Below are 16954 nucleotides of genomic sequence, written 5' to 3' on the forward strand. Positions count from 1 at the left end.
ACGGGATCGCCGGCCGGTTCATGAAATCCGGCCGGATTCAGGGTATTGTGCATGGGCACTGATGCCGCGACTGAAGTGCCGGATGCGACCGAAGCGCGGGAGGACGCCATGCCTCATGGTCGGACGACGGCCCGGCCGCTCGAACGCGTCGACCCGGTCTGGGACCGTATCCGCGTCGAGGCGGAGGCGGTGATGCGGCACGAGCCGGAGCTCGCCTCCTTCGTCTACGCGACGGTGCTGCACCACGACCGGCTGGAGGACTCGATCGTCCATCGCGTCGCGGCGCGGCTCCATCACCCGGATCTCGACGCCGAGCTGATTCGCCAAGCCTATCTGGACGCCCTCGACGCCGAGACCGACATCGCCGAGGCGTTCCGGGCCGACATCGTCGCCGTGGTCGACCGCGACCCGGCGACCAGCCGCTTCCTCGAGCCGCTGCTCTACTACAAGGGCTTCCACGCCATCCAGGCGCACCGGCTAGCGCATTTTCTGTGGACCCGCGGCCGGCGCGACTTCGCCCTCTATCTGCAGAGCCGCTCCTCGGCCGCCTTCTCGACCGACATCCATCCGGCCGCCCGCATCGGCCGCGGCGTCTTCCTCGACCACGCGACCGGCCTGGTGGTGGGCGAGACCGCCGTGATCGAGGACGACGTGTCGATATTGCACCACGTCACCCTCGGCGGCACCGGCAACGAGACCGGCGACCGCCATCCGAAAATCCGGCACGGCGTGATGATCGGGGCGGGGGCGAAAATCCTCGGCAATATCGAGGTCGGCCACTGCGCCCGCATCGCGGCCGGCTCGGTGGTGCTGCGGCCGGTGCCGCACAACACCACGGTCGCCGGCGTGCCGGCCAAGATCGTCGGCGACGCCGGCTGCGCCGAGCCGTCGCATGTCATGGACCAGATGCTGCGCGACCTGGGGTTGTGATAGCCACCACAGGCCGCCGGCGGACCCCCGATGCACCGGCACGGGTTGCGCGAGGCCGCCGCCCCCCGCTATGGACTTGGCCTCGTTTTCCCGGGCCGGCCCCTCAGGGCGCCGCCCGCAAGCCCTGAGCGGAGAGGAACCGACCGTGGACGCGCTGGAAATCAGGAAACTCGAAGGCTATCTCCGCCGGCTGTTCGGCAATGCGCGGCTGCGCGTAGTGCCGCGGCCCAAGAAGGACGATTCGGCCGAGGTCTATATCGGCGAGGAGTTCATCGGCGTGCTGTTCGTCGACGACGAGGACGACGAGCGCTCCTACAACTTCCAGATGGCCATCCTGGGCAGCGATCTGGAGTAGCGCCGGCGGCGCCGCCGCGAGGCCCGGCGTCCGGCCGCCCTCGCGGCCGGAGCGGCCGTGCCGTTCAGCCCTTGCGGGCGTGGCGGCGGTCGAATTCCCACACCGCCTCGAAGCCGACGACGCGGGTCAACTGGTCGAACGCGTAGAGCCGGTCCTTGATCGCCAGCGTCGTGCCGTTCCGCTTCAGCTCGCGATACGCGGTGTCGATGGCGCTCGCCGCTGCCAGCAGGCCGGAGACCGGGTAGATCGCCATGGCGTAGCCGAGCCGGGCGAGGGCGGCCGGCGGCAGAACGGGTGTCCGGCCGCCCTCCACCATGTTGGCGAGCAGCGGCTTGCCGGCGAACGCCTTGCCGATCGCCGCCATCTCGGCCTCGGTCTCGGGCGATTCGACGAACAGGATGTCGGCCCCGGCGTCGAGATAGAGGGCGCCGCGGCGGATCGCCTCGTCGAGCCCGAGCGGGGTGCGGGCGTCGGTGCGGGCGACGATCAGGAACTCCGGGCTCGACCGGCTCTCCACCGCGACCTTGATCTTCTCGACCATGTCCTCCGCCGGGACCACCCGCCGGCCGGGGGTGTGGCCGCACTTCTTCGGGTACTCCTGGTCCTCGAGCTGGATCGCGGCTGCGCCGGCCTTCTCGTAGCCGCGCACCGTGTGCTGGACGTTCAAGAGGCCGCCGTAGCCGGTGTCGCCGTCGGCCACCAGCGGCGTCGTGGTGCCGCCGGCCATCGTGGCGACCCGGTCCACCATGTCGCGGTAGCTGGCGAGCCCGGCATCCGGCAGGCCGAGATGGGACGCCACGGTGCCGAACCCGGTCATGTAGAGCACATCGAAGCCGATCCGGTCGGCGAAGCGGGCCGACAGCATGTCGTAGACGCCGGGTGCGATCAGCACGGTGCCGGCCGGTCGCTGCTGCAGCTTCTCACGCAGGGTAGTCATCAAGTCTGGTCCTTCTCGACAGATTCGAAACGCGTTCCGTACCATCGGATCGGAACGCGTCCCGCTCGTTCACGCACGGGGGCGTCCGGCCCGGCGACGCGATTTCCGCGTCGCCGGGACAGGCGCTCAGGCGTGCTTGGGGGTGAGCTTCTCCAGCGACCGCTTGTTGGTCTCGATGCCGAAGGTGGCGACGACGGCGGCCTGCACCAGCAGCATTCCGACCAGCAGGGTCAGCACCATGGTGATTCCACCCGAGGCGTGCAGGGACACCACGGCATACGGGACGATGACGGACGATACCCGGCCGACCGTCGTGCTCAGGCCGGCGCCGCGCATGCGGAACTCGGTCGGGAACAGCTCCGGGACGTAGGCGGCGTAGATGAACGCCACCAGCAGATAGATGCAGGTGAACAGGGCGAAACCGATCGCGGTCGCCATCCACTGGGACGTGGCGAAGGCGTAGGCCGTGCCCAGCGCCGCGGCGATCAGCGACACGATGACGATGCCGCGCTTGCGTCCCAAGCGGTCCGACAGGACGATGCCGAAGATGGCGCCGACCGGGCCGCCGAGCGACATGAACACCGTGTAGCCGATCGAGGCGCTCACGCTGAGCCCCTGCTTGACCAGGAAGCTCGGCACCCAGGCCACGAACCCGTAGATCACGCTGTTGATGACGATGTTCAGCAGCATTGCGAGAAGGGTGCGCCGGATGACGGTCGGCTTGAACAGTTCCCACACCTTCACCGGCTCGTGCTTCTCGGTTGCCGGCGGGACGGCTTGCACGGCCGGCAGCGGACCGGAGTCCGCCGTCACCTCTGCCTCGATGGTCTGCAGGCAGCGCTCGGCTTCCTCGAGGCGTCCGGCGGACTCCAGCCAGCGCGGCGACTCCGGTAGCATGCGCTGGAAATACCAGGCGACCATCGAGCCCGCGAAAGCGATGCCGAACATCCAGCGCCAGCCGAGCGTCGGCACGATGACGTAGCCGAGCAGGGTCGAGGCGAACAACGCCGAGTTGGTGATCAGCGACAAGAGCGCGCCCCAGCGGCCGCGCTGCGCCGGCGGTACGAACTCCGTCATGGTGGCGTAGCCGATGACGATCTCGGCGGCGAGCCCGATGCCCATGATCAGGCGCCAGCCGATCAGCCACTCCATGGTGGGGGACAGCGCGGCGCCCAGCGAAGCGAGGGCGAAGATCAGCAGGTTGAAGCGGAAGTTGAAGCGCCGGCCGAAGCGGTCGCCGAGGAACGCGGCCGCGAAGGAGCCGATGATCATGCCGACGAAGGTCATCGAGATGAAGGTCGCGTTCATCCCCATGTCGGACCAGCCGCTGTGCAGGAGCGCCCCCAGCACGGCACCGGCCAGGTAGATGTCGAAGCTGTCGAAGAACATGCCGGCGCCGATCAGGCAGAGAATGCGCCGATGGAATTTTCCGACCGGCAGACGGTCCATGCGTGGGCCCGCGTTGACTGTGGCTGTGATCATTCTTTTCCACCTTCCGCCCGCCGAGACAGTTGTCGGTTCGGCTCCGGCGCCTGCTCGGCAACCCCCGTGCCAAGCCGGAAGAACCCTCGGAAGTATCGGGAAAGTCGAAAGAACTCGATAGGGCTCGGCGGCGGCCGGCGCCGGCGTGAAACGACGATCGTTCCATCGTCTGTTTCAACGGCGTTACAGGACGTTTCATCCGCGCGGGCGCCCGAGGCCGGCCGAAGCTCCCCCGCAGCAGACTCAGCCGGGGTCGGTCCCGGCGGCCTCCTGCAGCTTGCGCCAGAGCGTGGTGCGGCTGATGCCGAGCGCCCGCGCCGCCTTGGCCTTGTTGCCCTCGGCGTTCGCCAGCGCCCGGCGGATGCGGTCGAGCTCGGTGTCGCTGCCGGATCGTTCCTCGCGCTCGCCGAGGATCTCGCGCACCAGCCGGTCGACGTCGGTGCGGTCGTTGCAGCGCACCGCGAAACGCTCGACGATGTTGCGGAGCTCACGGACATTGCCCGACCAGGGACAGCGGCGGAAGCCCGGGTGGGCGGCGACCGTCTCGATCAGCGGCTGCGGCAGGTCGGCTCGATAATGGCGGAGGAAACGGGCCACCAGGGCCGGCACGTCCTCGGAGCGGCGGCGCAGCGGCGGGATGTGCAGCTCGAGCACGCACAGCCGATAATAGAGGTCCTGGCGGAACCGGCCCTGCTTGACCATGTCCCACAGGTTCTTGTTGGTCGCGGCGACGACCCGCAGATCGACCGGCACGATGCGCTCGCCGCCGATGCGCAGCACCTCGTGCTCCTGCAGCACCCGCAGCAGCCGCGACTGGATGGTCTTGGGAACCTCGCCGATCTCGTCGAGGAAGATCGTGCCGCCGTGGCTGAGCTCGAACACGCCGGGCTTGCCGCCCTTTTTGGCGCCCGTGAAGGCGCCGTCCTCGTAGCCGAACAGCTCGCTCTCCAGCAGGCTGGCCGGCAGGGCGGCGCAGTTGATGGCGACGAAGGGCTTCTTGCGGCGACCGCTCTCGTTGTGGATGGCCTGGGCGAAGATCTCCTTGCCGGTGCCGGACTCGCCGAAGATGACGACGGCCGAGTTGGTGCGGGCGTATTGCCGCGCCTCCTTGATGGTGTCGGCCATCAGGGGGCCGGCGTGGACGATGTCGGCGAATGTGTGCTTCGCCAGGAATCCCCGCTCCGACAGCCGGATCCGGATTTTCGTCTCGGCCTCGCGGACGCTGTCGACGTCCTGGAAGGTGGCGACCGCGCCGGTGACCTCGCCCTGGGTGACGATCGGCACCCGGTTGGTCAGCACCTTGGTGTGGCCGAAGACCTGGATCTGGTTCAGCTCGGGCTCGCCCTGCCGCAGGATGTCGTGCAGATGCGTGCCGGGGATGCAGTCCTTGGCCGGCCGGCCGATCACCTCCTGCCGGGCGATGCGGGTGATCTTCTCGGCGCTCGGATTGAACACCGTGACGGTGCCGTTGCGGTCCGTCGCGATGATGCCCTCGTGCGCGAAGCTGATGATGGTGTGCAGCTCCTCGGCCTTCTCGGCTTCCTTCTGCTTGGTCGCGCCGACCTTCACGGCAGTATCGAGCGCCCGCTGCACGCCGTCCTCGGAATACATGAACACCGCATGCATGTCGCGCTGACGCGCCTTCTCGACCACCAGGCTGCCGCCCAGCACGGTACGGATGCCGCGGCCGATCAGGTCGTCGAGAACGACGTCGAGGTCGTTGACGTCGTCGAAGGTCGTCTGCAGCAGCTCGATCGCGAGGACGCCGAGCACGCGGTCCAGGTAGGGGAGCCGGTTCCGATAGCTGACGACGCCCACCGGTCCGCGCGTCTTCACCTTGGCGAGCGCCAGCAGCAGGTCGAAGCCGGTCACCGAGATGCCGACCAGCGGCGTCTTCAGGTGCGGCGCGATGGTGGCGAGGTTGGCGCCGGCCGACAGGAAGATGTCGACCTCGCCGTTCGCCTCCATGGCCTTGGCCGCCGTCAGCGCGTCGCCGAGCAGCTTCTCGACGATGCAGATCTCGATGCCGTCCGGCGCCCGGTAGTTCATTCGGCGGATGACGCCGCTGAGCTCCTTGTAGCTCATGATGGCGATCTTGACGGCCATGGCAGCCCTCGTGGCGGCGACAGAGTCCGGAGCGCCGCGGCCGGGGCGGGAGCCGGCGTCCGACCGGCGGATCATCCCCCAACGGGAGGTCGATTTCCAGGCCGCGGCACGCAGGCCGGCGCGGCGGCCGACGGGCGGCTCACCCGGCCTTGGGCGGGCGGACCATCGCGACCAGGCGGGCGAAGCCGGCGGCGACGCTGCGCCAGTCGTTGAGCCAGTCGCGCGGGAACCGCATCGTCACCACGGCGCCGCCGAGCAGGCGCTCGGCCAGGCAGGTGGCGGGCGGACGCGACGGCGCCGGCCGCTCGCAGCGGGCCAGGAATCGTTCCGGGGCGTTCTCCTCCCAGGCGAGATCCTCGCCCTGATAGGGCGTGCCGTCGCGGAACTCGACCAGCGCCAGGCCTTCCGGCGCCGGGCTCAGGGTCTCGCGGGTGTAGCGCAGCCAGATCACCCGCAACCGCTCGGCCGGGTCGAGCGCGCCGGCGGCGGGCACCAGCGTCACATAGACCCGGTCGGTCGTCGGCGGGGCCGAGACGCCCGGCTCGACGGGCCGGGGCGGGGTCAGGTCCGGCCAGACATAGACGAGGTCGACGCGCTCCTGCGGGCCGGGGCGGCGCTGCATCGCCATGCGGATCGCCGCCGGCGCCACCGTGAAGGTCTCGCCGGCGACCACGACGGGCACGTGTGGCGCCTCCGGGGCGGCGAGCGCCGGCGTCGCCGGCCAGCGCGACCACAGCGACCAAAGGCCGGCCGTCACGGCGAGGGCACCGAGCGCCAGGAAGCCGAGGAACGCCAGCACGGCGCGGCGGCTGTGCCGGCGTCGTGCCGGCCTCCCGTGTTCTCCGCTCGCCTGCTCCGCCATCCGCCACGCCTTCCCGAATCAGCCGCGGAGTATGCCATGCGGTCCGTGACGGCCAACCGGCGGTGGGAGACCGAACCGGCGGGACAGCGGGCCGCTCACAGGCCGCTGAACCAGTTGTAGCCGTAGGTCTCCCAGTAGCCGCCCGTAAATTCATCGCCGACCTCGATCGCGACAATGTGCTTGGGGTTCTTGAAGCCGAGCTTGGTCGGCACCCGCAGCTTCATCGGGAACCCGTAGTCGCGCGGCAGCGTCGCGCCGTCGAACCAGAAGGTGAGCTGGGTCTGCGGATGGCGCGCCGTCGCCATGTCGATCGAGGTGACGTAGTTGTCGGCGCAGCGGAACGTCACGTAGCGGGCGCGGGCGTCGGCGCCGATGCGGTCGAGAAAATCAGAGAAGCGCGCGCCCTCCCAGTGGCCGATGGCGCTCCAGCCCTCGATGCAGATATGGCGCGTGATCTGCGATACGCGGGGCAGGGCGCGCAGGCGGTCGAGCGTCCACGGCGGCGCCTCCTGCACGCGCCCGGCGACCTCCAGCGTGAAGCCGCCCGGATCGACCTCGGGCGAGCCGCCGCGGCGATAGAAGGCGTTGAACGGGAACGGCCGGGTGATCTCGGAGGCCTGGTACTCGCGGGCGAGCCGGCCGGGGCCGAACAGCCAGGCCTGGACCCGGTCGTTGAAGTCCGACATGGCGTCGAGTGCGCGCTCGGCCGAGGTGCCGTCGACGACGTCGCAGCCGGCGAGCAGCGTCAGCGTGCCGAGCCCGGCGGCCCGGCGCAGGAACAGCCGGCGGGTGGGAGCGTCGAGGCGGCCCGCGGCCTCGCGCAGGATCACGGGCGTGTCGGGATGCGGCGGACGGGACGGCATGGGAGTCCTCCGGTGGGGTGCGGCGCGGTCAGCGTCCGACCACCATGGCCTTGAGCGAGCGGGGCACCAGCAGCGCCATGGCGACATGCACGAGCAGGAACGTGACGATCGCGGCCATGGCGGCGAAATGGACCAGCCGGGCATTGTCGAAGTCGCCCATCAGCGCGGTCAGTCCGCCGAGCTGCACCGGCTTCCAGATCGCCAGGCCCGACAGGACGGCGAGCAGGCCGGCCAAAATCACGCCGAGATAGAGCAGCCGCTGCACGGCGTTGTAGACCGACAGATCGGCGTGGCCGAGCCGGCCGGACAGCGCATCGCGCAGATCGGCGAGCACGGCGCGCGGCGTGATCGGCAAGAGCTTCCTGCGGAACCGGCCCGAGACGATGCCGTAGGCCAGATAGACGAGGCCGTTGCCGGCGAGGAGCCACATCGCCGCGAAGTGCCAGCGCGTCGCGCCGCCGAGCCAGCCGCCGAGCGTGAGCGCGTCGGGGATCGCCACCGGCAGGATCGGATAGGCATTGTGGATGGCGAGGCCGCTCATGATCATCACCGTCATGGCGAGGGCGTTGATCCAGTGCGTGACCCGCACGGTCAGCGGATGGATCGCGGGTCTGTGTCGCGCCGGGATCTCGATCAGGGCCGTCGACATGCGCGGGTCTCCTTCGTGATCAGGACTTCGTGATCAAGATGGTTCGTGATCGGGACGGGAACCGCGGACGAGTGTCCGCGGTCCCGCTGACGAACGGCCGTGCTCACATGGGCATCAGAACCGTGTCGACGACGTGGATGACGCCGTTCGACTGGTTGACGTCGGCGATCGTGATGGTCGCCTTGTTGCCCTTGGCGTCGGTCACCTGCAGCTTGTTGCGGCCGGCTTCCGTGACGGTGAGCTCGCCGCCCTGGACGGTCTTCAGCTCGGCCTTGCCGCCGTTGCGCTCGACCATGTCCATCAGCGCCTTGGCCGAGTAGTTTCCGGCGACGACGTGATAGGTGAGGACGCCGGTCAGCGTGCCCTTGTTCTCGGGCTTGAGCAGGGTCGGCACGGTGCCGGAGGGCAGCGCGTCGAAGGCCTTGTTCACCGGCGCGAACACGGTGAAAGGGCCCTTGCTCTGCAGCGTGTCGACGAGGCCGGCGGCCTTCACGGCGGCGACCAGGGTGGTGTGGTCCTTGGAGTTTACCGCGTTCTGCACGATGTTCTTCGAGGGATACATCGGCGCGCCGCCGACCTCGACGGTCTTCTCCATGGGAGCCGCCGAGACGGCGAGGGTGGCGAGCGACGTACCGGCGAGCGCAAGGCCCACCGCGGCGGCGAACGCCGCGATCCGAATGGTCATGACTGATCTCCTGAAGCTTCGATGGCGCCGAGGCTGGCTCGGCGGCGGCCGGCGTGTCCGGCTCGCATCGGCATATACCGGGGCAGCCCGCGGATGGTTTCACGTCGTCTCGAAAAAAGTCGTCGATCGTGATCGAGAGCCGAAGCAATCGGCGACGGCACGCGACGGCATGCGACGGCACGGCGTCGCACGGACGCCGCCGGACGTGATCGAACAAGATGATCGTGAGAGCGTCGGTGCCGGATCAGGCCGCCAGATAGCGGATGTAGAGAAGGCCGCCGGTGCGGGTCTGCATCTGCGAATGCGTCCCGCCGGCGTGGGCGACCGTGAAGTCACCCGGCCCGAGCACATGCCCCTCGTGGACGAGGTCGCCCTCGATGATCAGGCATTCCTCGATGCGGTCGTGATGATGTTCGGGCACGATGGTGCCGGGTTGCATGCGCATCAGGAAGGATTCCGGCTCGCCACGGCCGTCGCGCGTCAGGATCTTCACCTCGAGCCCGGGCGCCCACGGCTCCCAGCCGCGATGATCGAAGCGGATCACCCGCAGATCGCTCGCCGATCCGTCCGGCTTGTCCATCGCGGCCGAAATCTTGTCCCACAGGCCGGGCGGCGGCGCCGCCTCCGGCGCCGAGAGCGCCAGCGGCGCGACGCGCCGCTCCCAGGTCTCGATCTCCTGGTCGAGCGCGGCATCGCGGCGGCGACGGCGATCGATCGCCTCGCGGTCCGCCGCGTCGAGCGCGCCGAGGGCATAGAGGACGATGTCGAGATCGGCCGGCATGGGGTTCATTGCTCGAGGCATGTCTTCAGCCGCGCAGCGCCGCGTCGCGCCCAGGACTTCACGGTTCCGGCCGGCACGCGCATCGAGGCCGCGATCTCGTCATGCGTGAATCCGTGCAGGAAGCCGAGCAGAACCACCTTTAGTTGCGATTTGCTGAGCGTGCCGATGCAGCGCATCAGATCGGTTCGCTCGTTGAGCGTCGCCGCGGTAGCGGCCAGCGCGTCGGCATGCTCGGTGATGTCCTCGTGGGTGACGCGATCGCGATGATAGCGGTCGATCGCCACATTGCGCAGGATCTGCACCAGCCACGGCATCGGCGGCCCGCGCTCGGGATCGTACAGGCGGGCCTTGCTCCAGATGCGGAGATAGGCCTCCTGCAGGGCGTCCTCGGCGGCGTCGCGGCGCTTGAGCAGCAGCAGCGCGATGCCGAACAGCTTCGGGCTGGTCGCGTCGTAGAGAGCCTTGAAGGCGATCTGATCGCCGGCGGCGGTGGCGACCAGAAGCGCGCCGAAATCGGGCGCCGCGGTCGATTGCCGTGCGCCGGCAGGCGTTCCTTGGCTCGGCGCGACTCGTGCGGCCGCCAGCGGGGTGTTGGAGTTGGCTGCGCTCACCGCCCCTCCATGGGACCGCAAACACCGAGCGCCGGAACCGCCTCGGTGGTCGATCGAAAGAGCGCGCATCCATATCATGGCACTTCCGTCATGTCATCGGCAGCACGGCGTCGGCGCCGGTTGCCGAGCGGGGGCGACCCAGGAGCGTCACAAAATTCGCATCACCATCCCTTCCAATACCGGCTGGGGCGGCACTTGGATGCAGCCGTTGGCAAAAAATGCAGGGCGCCGGCCGACTGGTCAACGGGGCGCCCGGATGGACGGGCTCCGGACGGAAGCCGTCGAGCCGCGTGGACGTCGCGGTCCGCGAGGCGGCGGCAGGCGAGCGCGAAGCCGTCGTGGACCGTCGGCCGTATCGGCTCGTCGCCGCCGTGCGGCGCGGTCCCGTGCAATCAGGGTATTGCGTCGAACAGCAGGTGGTTGGTGTTGATGACGGACATCTGCGCGATGTCGTCCTCCTTGACGCCGCGCTTGCCCAGCTCGCCGAAGAACTCGCGCAGCGCCTCGCCGACCGGCGGGGAGAAGATCTGGCCGACATCGGTCGATAGGATCACGCCTTGCGGACCGACCGCCTCGATGACGCCGAGATACTGCTCGTAGGTGAGGTGGTCCATCGCCAGGTTGACGAAGGCGAGCTCGCTGTAGGCGCCGTACTCTTTCCACATGCGCGCCATCGTCGCCGGATCGAGCTCGGTCGATTGGAACAGCGGGTGGGTGAGGATGATGCGGCGCACGCCGGCTTTTCGCGCGGCCTTGACGACGATCTCGGTCTCGTTGCGGTCGAGATGCCCGGTCGCCAGCACGAGATCGTTGTCGGCGATCACCTTCAGGGCGCGCTCGACGGCGGCCATCTTGTCGGCGTCGTCGGCCCGCAGCGTATAGCCGGTGCCTTCGGCGTAGAATCGGGTGTGCTCGGCCTTGACGCCCCAGGCGGTCGACAGATCGCGCCGGCCGTAGCAGCGCAGATGCGCCTCGCAGCACAAGGTCGGCATCCACACCACGAAGCGGTCCTTGTCGGGGTCGGCTGCGGTGACGTCCTTCTTCCAGCCCGACAACGCGGCGCGCACGCCATGATCGTCGACGCCACCGCAACCGAAGTTGAGCGCCACCGAGCCGACCAGCGCCACCTCGTCGTCGTCGCGTCGCAACTGGCTGACCTGCCCGGTGGTCGGCTGGAAGTGGTTCTTCATCACCACGCCGAACCCCTCGCGACGCGCCTCCTCGGCGAGCGTGCCCGCGCTGTATTTGCGGCGCAGGAATTCCGGGCCGATATGCACATGCATGTCGATCACGCGTTTCGATCCGACACGGGGCAGCGCTTTCATCTCGCATCCTTTCACGGCCACGCCGGCCGTCAGTCGATCAGGCACTCGGCTCTGATTTCAATGGCGATCCCGAACCACAGTTCGGCGACGCTGGCCGTGCGTGCTGCACGCGTTCCGATCCCGAACCGAACAGCGCCAGGATGAGCACCGGGACATCCGGAGGCGCGGGCGGGACCGCGCCGAGCTCCTGCAGGCCGGCCTCGATGGTCACAAACGGCTGATCCGATCAGACGGGACAATGTATGACATGCTTAGTCGGCGGTCTTGACCGCTGTCAATCGACGGTCCGACGTGGCGCCTATGCCGCCGTGAAGGTCGCGCGCGCATCGCGGACATGTTGAATGAAAGCGCCGGACGGCCGGGCGGCCAGGTCGGTCGCGATATGTGATAGATCGGCACGAGCGTTGCATCGGCGATCGTCGTCCATTCGACGTGCGGCGTCGAGCATTGTGCGCGCGGGTTGTGGTCCGCAGGGGCGGGCGACCCAGTAGGGCGGACGAAAAGGGGGGATCGACATGGTGGATCAGGCAGGAGCCGTGCCGGCCGCGGCGCAGCCGCGCGAGGTGGACGACTACGCGCGCAAGGCGTTGGTCGCATCGACCGTCGGTTACGCGATGGACGGTTTCGATCTCATGATTCTGAGTTTCATGCTGCCCGCGGTGATCGTGGGCCTGCATCTGACTGCGTCGGAGGCCGGGTCACTGGTGACGTGGACGCTGATCGGCGCCGTCATCGGCGGGCTCGTCGTCGGCGCGCTCAGCGATCGCTTCGGCCGCATCCGCGTCCTGTCGTGGACGATCCTCCTGTTCGCCGTCTTCACCGGCCTGTGCGCCCTGGCGCAGGGCTATTGGGACCTGCTCGTCTATCGAACCGTCGCCGGCATCGGACTCGGCGGCGAGTTCGGCATCGGCATGGCCCTGGTCGCCGAGGCATGGCCGGCACACAAGCGCGCACGCGCGTCATCCTATGTCGCGCTCGGCTGGCAGGCCGGCGTTCTGACGGCGGCGTTGTCGACGCCCTTGCTGCTGCCGGTGATAGGCTGGCGAGGCATGTTCTTGCTCGGCCTCTTGCCGGCCCTCGTCGCCTTCGTGCTGCGGCGCGTCCTCCACGAGCCGGAATTGTTTGTTCGAGCCGCGCAAAAGACGTCCGGCTCGCCCTATCGTTATCTGTTCGCCGACCGGGATGCGACGCGTTCGACGATCGGCATCGCCATCATGACCTCGATCCAGAACTTCGGCTACTACGGCACGATGATCTGGCTGCCGTCCTACCTGTCGACGCAACTCGGCTTTTCGTTGACCCGCACGGCGCTGTGGACCGCCGTGACCGTCAGCGGCGGCGCCTTCGGCATGTTCATCTTCGGCCATCTCGCCGACCGCTTCGGTCGCAAGCCGATGTTCATCCTGTTCCAGATCAGTGCCATGGCGATGGCCTTCATCTACCCGCAGATCACGGATCCGACCATGTTGGCGGTCGCCGGCTTCGCCACCGGCATCACCCTGAGCGGGATGATCGGCGGGTATGGCGCGCTTATTTCGGAGAGCTACCCGACCCAGGCGCGGGCCACCGCGCAGAACATCCTGTTCAACTTCGGCCGCGGTGTCGGCGGCTTCGGTCCGTTGGTGATCGGCTGGCTCGCCACCAAGTATTCGTTGCCGGCGGCGTTGTCGTTCCTGGTGGTGATCTGGGCGATCGACATCGTCGTCACGCTCACCATGATCAAGGAGCGTCGCGGCGAGCCGCTCACCTGAAGCGAGATCGCCGGATCGAGGGGGCGGCCGCGCTCGCCGCGGGCGCCCCTTCTCGGGTGTGCGCACCGGCGTCGCGGATTCGGCAAGGCCAGCCGATGCGCAGTGCCGTTCACGTCCGTTCCGAGGACGAGACGACGCTCGAGTGGACCGGAGGGGCGCGCTGCCGCAGCGGGGGACGGCCATCAGCGATCGTCACCGAGGCGCCGGTGACGTTTGGGCCTCGCGCGCTCATGCGCGCCACGACCGCGGCCACGGCCACGCGGCTCGGCTCGTGGGCCCAGGCCAATACCCAAGACGAAACAAGCAGATCGGGAGCCGGAGCGATGACGCGCCTGCGAACGCGGCAATGGTCCCCAACGACATCGATGGTCGGAAATTAACCCTTCTTTAACGATGTCGTGGCGGGCGACGCCGAGATGCGGCACACCTAGGCGCGTAGAAGCCGCGCGGAGAGCCGCCATGTCGCCCGAATCCATCCAGTCGTTCCTGGCGCTCGCCATCGGGTTCGCCTTCGCCGGCGTCATCGCCACCGGCTACCAGATGTGGGCGCAGCGCCCCGCCTCGTTCCGGCTGCTCGAGCAGGGCGCCTCGCCGTCGAGCTTCGCGGCCGTGCCCTTCCTGGTGTTCGCGGCGCCCTTCATCATCATGCGCAACACCGTGCGGGGCCGTATCATCGAGCGCCGCCGCGTCGAGTTCGTGATGATCGCGACCGTCATCGCCGGCCTGTGGAGCCTGATGTCCGGCACCATCGTGGTGATGACCGTGCAGGTCGTGGCCGACGGCGTCGCCCGCCTGTTCGGCTGAGCGGACGCGCAGCGGATCGCGCGGCGCTTCACAGGACGGCAGTCCCCGGGGTAGTCGTGACGGCACCGCAAGGCGTGCCGCAGCCGGAGATCCCAACATGCCGATCTACGCCCTCGACGACCTCACCCCGGAGTTGCCGCCCGCCGGCCGCTTCTGGGTCGCCGACACGGCCGTGGTGATCGGCCGCGTACGGCTGCTCGACGAGGCGAGCGTGTGGTGGAACGCGGTGCTGCGCGGCGACAACGAGTGGATCGAGATCGGGCTGCGCTCGCAGGTGCAGGACAATGCCACGCTGCACACCGATCTGGGCTTCCCGCTGACCATCGGGGCCGATTGCGTGATCGGCCACAACGTCATCATGCATGGCTGCACGGTCGCCTCGAACTGCCTGATCGGCATGGGCGCGATCGTCATGAACGGCGCCAAGATCGCCGAGGGCTCGATCGTCGGCGCCGGCGCCGTGGTGCCGGAGGGCAAGGAGTATCCGCCGAACTCGCTGATCGTCGGCGCGCCCGCCCGGGTGGTGCGCAGCCTCGACGAGACGGCGATCGCCCGGATCAGGGCCGGGGCCGACGGCTATGTGCGGCGGTCGAGGCGGTATGCGGCCGGCCTGAAGCGGCTCGGCTGACCCGTTTCGAGGCGGTGCGACGGCGCGCCGAGGCGGCGCCCGCCGTCCTGTATCAGGTGGCGAAGTCGGCGAGCCCGAGGCCGGGGCCGAGCAGGCGGCGACCGCGCACCAGCGTGGCGCGGGCCGCGCGGGCGTCGAGTGCGGTGCGCATCAGGGCGGGCAGCTCGCGCGGCTGCCGCATCACCTGGCGAACCATGGCGAGAATGTCGGTGGTGCCGTTCGGCCGCATGGCGGCGAGCGCCGCCTTCGGCAGCGCGCGCGCCGCCGGATCGGTGATCACCCGGATGGCGGCGACCGGCAGGCCGTGCGCGGCGCCGATCTCGGCAACGATGTGGGATTCCATGTCGACCGCCAGCGCGCCGGTGCGCGCCCGCAGGGCCCGCTTCGCATCGGTGTGGGCGACCGGGGTCGGCACGCCGACGATGGTGCCGCAGACCGCGTCCGGGATGGTGCTGGCGAGCTTGTGCGACCACTCGATGTCGGTGGGAATACGAACCAGGCCGGACAGGATCTCGGAGGCGACGACACAGGTTCCGGGCTCGAGGCTCGGATCGAGGCCGCCGGCGACGCCGAAGCTGAGCAGGCCGCCGCACTCGGCATCGATGGCCCGCGTCAGCGAGGCGGCGAGATTGCGGCCGTCACCACTGCAGATCACACGCATTCCCGCGTCCGCGACGATTTTCGCCTCGAACGCCAGTCCAACGACGACGATCAAGCCTCACCCCCCCCCACGACGCTCCGTCGGCCCCCGCCGAACGACGTCCCCGATTCCGAAGCGTCTAAATTGCCGACCCGAAGCCGCTTTGTACAGGCTGGGAATGTGGCCGCGGAAGCACGCCTGTGCGCCCCAAAGCGTTGCCAGGAGTCCGGTGCGTTGTCGTAAAACCGTTCAGAGTCAGTGATATAGGTCCTTATTGCCGGAGGCCCATGCGGCTTCTCGGCAACGCGTGCAAAATGCAACAGTGCGAAAAATTCCCGACACATCGGGTTGTGACAGGCAACCGTAAGTGCGGCGGAAGACAGCGCACGCCGGAATGGCGGCGTGTGTCTTGGCCTCAGCGCAAGCCGTCGTTGATGACGTCGAGCGCCTCCGAGCCGGGGCAGAGGTCCCGTTCCGACAGGGTGTTGAGCGGTGCCTCGACGGTGTCGAGATGGCGGTGCAGGTCCTCGGGCTCGCGGTCGACATAGAGGAGCCCGGTGACGATGTGGCCGAGCGCCGAATGGGTCTGGAGGTAGTTCATCGCGGCGAGCCGGTCGGTCACGTCGTAGTCGGCGGCGAGCTTTTCGAGCGCGATCCGCGAGCCGTCGTGCTGCTCGACGATCTCGACCGTGCCGGGCGCGTACTGCACCGCGATGGGCGCGCGCGGCGACACGAAGTCGAGGCGGTTCACCGCCTCGTTGTGGGCCCGCACATGGTCGAAGCTCTTGGTCGAGCCGGCGTGGTTGTTGAAGGCGATGCACGGCGAGACCACGTCGATGAAGGCGGCGCCCTCGTGCTCGATCGCCGCCTTGATCAGCGGCACGAGCTGCTCCTTGTCGCCCGAGAAGGAACGCGCCACGAAGGTGGCGCCGAGCTGCAGGGCAATGGCGACCAGGTCGATCGGCGCGTCGCGGTTGACCGAGCCGCGCTTCGACTTCGACCCGCGGTCGGCGGTCGCCGAGAACTGGCCCTTGGTGAGGCCGTAAACGCCGTTGTTCTCGACGATGTACACCATGCGCACGCCGCGCCGGATCGCGTGCGCGAACTGGCCGAAGCCGATCGAGGCACTGTCGCCGTCGCCCGACACGCCGAGATAGATCAGCTCGCGGTTGGCGAGATTGGCGCCGGTCAGCACCGAGGGCATGCGGCCGTGCACCGAGTTGAAGCCGTGAGACTGGCCGAGAAAGTAAGTCGGCGTCTTCGACGAGCAGCCGATGCCCGACAGCTTCGCCACCCGGTGCGGCGCGATGGCGAGCTCGAAGCAGGCCTCGATGATGGCCGACGAGATCGAGTCGTGGCCGCAGCCGGCACACAGCGTCGAGATCGCGCCCTCGTAGTCGCGATGCGTGTAGCCGAGCGCGTTCTTCGGCAGCGCGGGGTGGTGGAACTTCGGCTTGGCCAGATACGTCATCGGCGTGATCTCGTCCGTGTGATCTCGTCAGCGCGATCGCGCGAGCATCTCGTGGCTGTTGGGCTATACTCACC

Annotated in this window: 17 protein-coding genes; 5 read left to right on the forward strand and 12 right to left on the reverse strand. The window is 68.7% G+C overall.

Annotated features, from left to right (window positions below; all coding sequences use genetic code 11):
• The first annotated feature begins 108 nt into the window (after window positions 1-108).
• The gene (gene cysE / locus HXX10_RS21060; protein WP_296524938.1) at window positions 109-930 is read left to right on the forward strand and encodes a serine O-acetyltransferase; all 822 of its coding nucleotides are present in this window, start codon (window positions 109-111) and stop codon (window positions 928-930) included.
• 145 nt (window positions 931-1075) lie between these two features.
• Window positions 1076-1285, forward strand: a complete 210-nt coding sequence (locus HXX10_RS21065; RefSeq protein WP_296524941.1) for a DUF3126 family protein — start codon at window positions 1076-1078, stop codon at window positions 1283-1285.
• Between the two features lie 64 nt (window positions 1286-1349).
• Here the strand turns inward: HXX10_RS21065 and HXX10_RS21070 are convergent, their stop codons facing one another.
• From HXX10_RS21070 to HXX10_RS21115, 10 genes are all read right to left on the reverse strand, one after another.
• Window positions 1350-2222 carry an isocitrate lyase/PEP mutase family protein gene (locus HXX10_RS21070; RefSeq protein WP_296524943.1) on the reverse strand — a complete coding sequence of 291 codons (873 nt, stop codon included), beginning with the start codon at window positions 2220-2222 and terminating at the stop codon, window positions 1350-1352.
• Between the two features lie 126 nt (window positions 2223-2348).
• The gene (locus tag HXX10_RS21075; RefSeq protein WP_296524945.1) at window positions 2349-3704 is read right to left on the reverse strand and encodes an MFS transporter; all 1356 of its coding nucleotides are present in this window, start codon (window positions 3702-3704) and stop codon (window positions 2349-2351) included.
• A 243-nt stretch (window positions 3705-3947) separates the two neighbouring features.
• Window positions 3948-5810 carry a sigma 54-interacting transcriptional regulator gene (locus tag HXX10_RS21080; RefSeq protein WP_296524946.1) on the reverse strand — a complete coding sequence of 621 codons (1863 nt, stop codon included), beginning with the start codon at window positions 5808-5810 and terminating at the stop codon, window positions 3948-3950.
• Window positions 5811-5949: 139 nt separating this feature from the next.
• Window positions 5950-6672, reverse strand: coding sequence for a hypothetical protein (locus HXX10_RS21085; RefSeq protein WP_296524948.1), 723 nt, complete (start codon window positions 6670-6672; stop codon window positions 5950-5952).
• 95 nt (window positions 6673-6767) lie between these two features.
• Window positions 6768-7535 carry a molybdopterin-dependent oxidoreductase gene (locus tag HXX10_RS21090; protein ID WP_296524950.1) on the reverse strand — a complete coding sequence of 256 codons (768 nt, stop codon included), beginning with the start codon at window positions 7533-7535 and terminating at the stop codon, window positions 6768-6770.
• 28 nt (window positions 7536-7563) lie between these two features.
• Window positions 7564-8184 (reverse strand): cytochrome b/b6 domain-containing protein, encoded by a 621-nt coding sequence (locus HXX10_RS21095; protein WP_296524952.1) that lies wholly within the window; start codon window positions 8182-8184, stop codon window positions 7564-7566.
• 103 nt (window positions 8185-8287) lie between these two features.
• A complete protein-coding gene (locus HXX10_RS21100; protein WP_296524953.1) occupies window positions 8288-8869 on the reverse strand; it encodes a fasciclin domain-containing protein in 582 nt (193 codons plus the stop codon).
• Window positions 8870-9113: 244 nt separating this feature from the next.
• Window positions 9114-9659, reverse strand: coding sequence for a cupin domain-containing protein (locus HXX10_RS21105; protein WP_296524954.1), 546 nt, complete (start codon window positions 9657-9659; stop codon window positions 9114-9116).
• Window positions 9656-10261, reverse strand: a complete 606-nt coding sequence (locus tag HXX10_RS21110; RefSeq protein WP_296524956.1) for a sigma-70 family RNA polymerase sigma factor — start codon at window positions 10259-10261, stop codon at window positions 9656-9658. Before HXX10_RS21110 ends, HXX10_RS21105 begins: the two co-directional genes overlap by 4 nt.
• Before the next feature lie 392 nt (window positions 10262-10653).
• Window positions 10654-11586 (reverse strand): DUF6282 family protein, encoded by a 933-nt coding sequence (locus HXX10_RS21115; RefSeq protein ID WP_296524957.1) that lies wholly within the window; start codon window positions 11584-11586, stop codon window positions 10654-10656.
• A gap of 515 nt (window positions 11587-12101) precedes the next feature.
• Between HXX10_RS21115 and HXX10_RS21120 the strand changes: the two genes are divergently transcribed.
• The 3 genes from HXX10_RS21120 to HXX10_RS21130 all read left to right on the forward strand — a co-directional run bounded on the left by HXX10_RS21120 (window position 12102) and on the right by HXX10_RS21130 (window position 14769).
• Complete coding sequence (locus tag HXX10_RS21120) at window positions 12102-13337, forward strand: MFS transporter (RefSeq protein WP_296524959.1); 1236 nt, start codon at window positions 12102-12104, stop codon at window positions 13335-13337.
• A gap of 459 nt (window positions 13338-13796) precedes the next feature.
• Window positions 13797-14141: a hypothetical protein gene (locus HXX10_RS21125; protein WP_296524961.1), complete on the forward strand. Its 345-nt coding sequence runs from the start codon at window positions 13797-13799 to the stop codon at window positions 14139-14141.
• A gap of 97 nt (window positions 14142-14238) precedes the next feature.
• Window positions 14239-14769 (forward strand): gamma carbonic anhydrase family protein, encoded by a 531-nt coding sequence (locus tag HXX10_RS21130; protein ID WP_296524963.1) that lies wholly within the window; start codon window positions 14239-14241, stop codon window positions 14767-14769.
• Window positions 14770-14821: 52 nt separating this feature from the next.
• Here HXX10_RS21130 and HXX10_RS21135 read toward each other — a convergent pair whose 3' ends face one another.
• Together HXX10_RS21135 and HXX10_RS21140 are read right to left on the reverse strand one after the other, a co-directional pair.
• The gene (locus tag HXX10_RS21135; RefSeq protein ID WP_296524964.1) at window positions 14822-15484 is read right to left on the reverse strand and encodes a phosphorylase; all 663 of its coding nucleotides are present in this window, start codon (window positions 15482-15484) and stop codon (window positions 14822-14824) included.
• A gap of 340 nt (window positions 15485-15824) precedes the next feature.
• The gene (locus HXX10_RS21140) at window positions 15825-16880 is read right to left on the reverse strand and encodes a 2-oxoacid:ferredoxin oxidoreductase subunit beta (RefSeq protein WP_296524966.1); all 1056 of its coding nucleotides are present in this window, start codon (window positions 16878-16880) and stop codon (window positions 15825-15827) included.
• Window positions 16881-16954 lie beyond the last annotated feature (74 nt).

Origin of the sequence: Rhodoplanes sp., from assembly GCF_013377085.1 — a bacterium.
Classification (GTDB): domain Bacteria; phylum Pseudomonadota; class Alphaproteobacteria; order Rhizobiales; family Xanthobacteraceae; genus Rhodoplanes.

Coding starts and splice junctions, on each gene's coding strand:
- HXX10_RS21120 (WP_296524959.1), top strand. CDS start 12,102: ATGGTGGATCAGGCAGGAGCCGTGCCGGCCGCGGCGCAGCCGCGCGAG.
- HXX10_RS21130 (WP_296524963.1), top strand. CDS start 14,239: ATGCCGATCTACGCCCTCGACGACCTCACCCCGGAGTTGCCGCCCGCC.
- HXX10_RS21115 (WP_296524957.1), bottom strand. CDS start 11,586: ATGAAAGCGCTGCCCCGTGTCGGATCGAAACGCGTGATCGACATGCAT.
- HXX10_RS21095 (WP_296524952.1), bottom strand. CDS start 8,184: ATGTCGACGGCCCTGATCGAGATCCCGGCGCGACACAGACCCGCGATC.
- HXX10_RS21100 (WP_296524953.1), bottom strand. CDS start 8,869: ATGACCATTCGGATCGCGGCGTTCGCCGCCGCGGTGGGCCTTGCGCTC.
- HXX10_RS21105 (WP_296524954.1), bottom strand. CDS start 9,659: ATGAACCCCATGCCGGCCGATCTCGACATCGTCCTCTATGCCCTCGGC.
- cysE (WP_296524938.1), top strand. CDS start 109: ATGCCTCATGGTCGGACGACGGCCCGGCCGCTCGAACGCGTCGACCCG.
- HXX10_RS21070 (WP_296524943.1), bottom strand. CDS start 2,222: ATGACTACCCTGCGTGAGAAGCTGCAGCAGCGACCGGCCGGCACCGTG.
- HXX10_RS21085 (WP_296524948.1), bottom strand. CDS start 6,672: ATGGCGGAGCAGGCGAGCGGAGAACACGGGAGGCCGGCACGACGCCGG.
- HXX10_RS21080 (WP_296524946.1), bottom strand. CDS start 5,810: ATGGCCGTCAAGATCGCCATCATGAGCTACAAGGAGCTCAGCGGCGTC.
- HXX10_RS21090 (WP_296524950.1), bottom strand. CDS start 7,535: ATGCCGTCCCGTCCGCCGCATCCCGACACGCCCGTGATCCTGCGCGAG.
- HXX10_RS21075 (WP_296524945.1), bottom strand. CDS start 3,704: ATGATCACAGCCACAGTCAACGCGGGCCCACGCATGGACCGTCTGCCG.
- HXX10_RS21140 (WP_296524966.1), bottom strand. CDS start 16,880: ATGACGTATCTGGCCAAGCCGAAGTTCCACCACCCCGCGCTGCCGAAG.
- HXX10_RS21125 (WP_296524961.1), top strand. CDS start 13,797: ATGTCGCCCGAATCCATCCAGTCGTTCCTGGCGCTCGCCATCGGGTTC.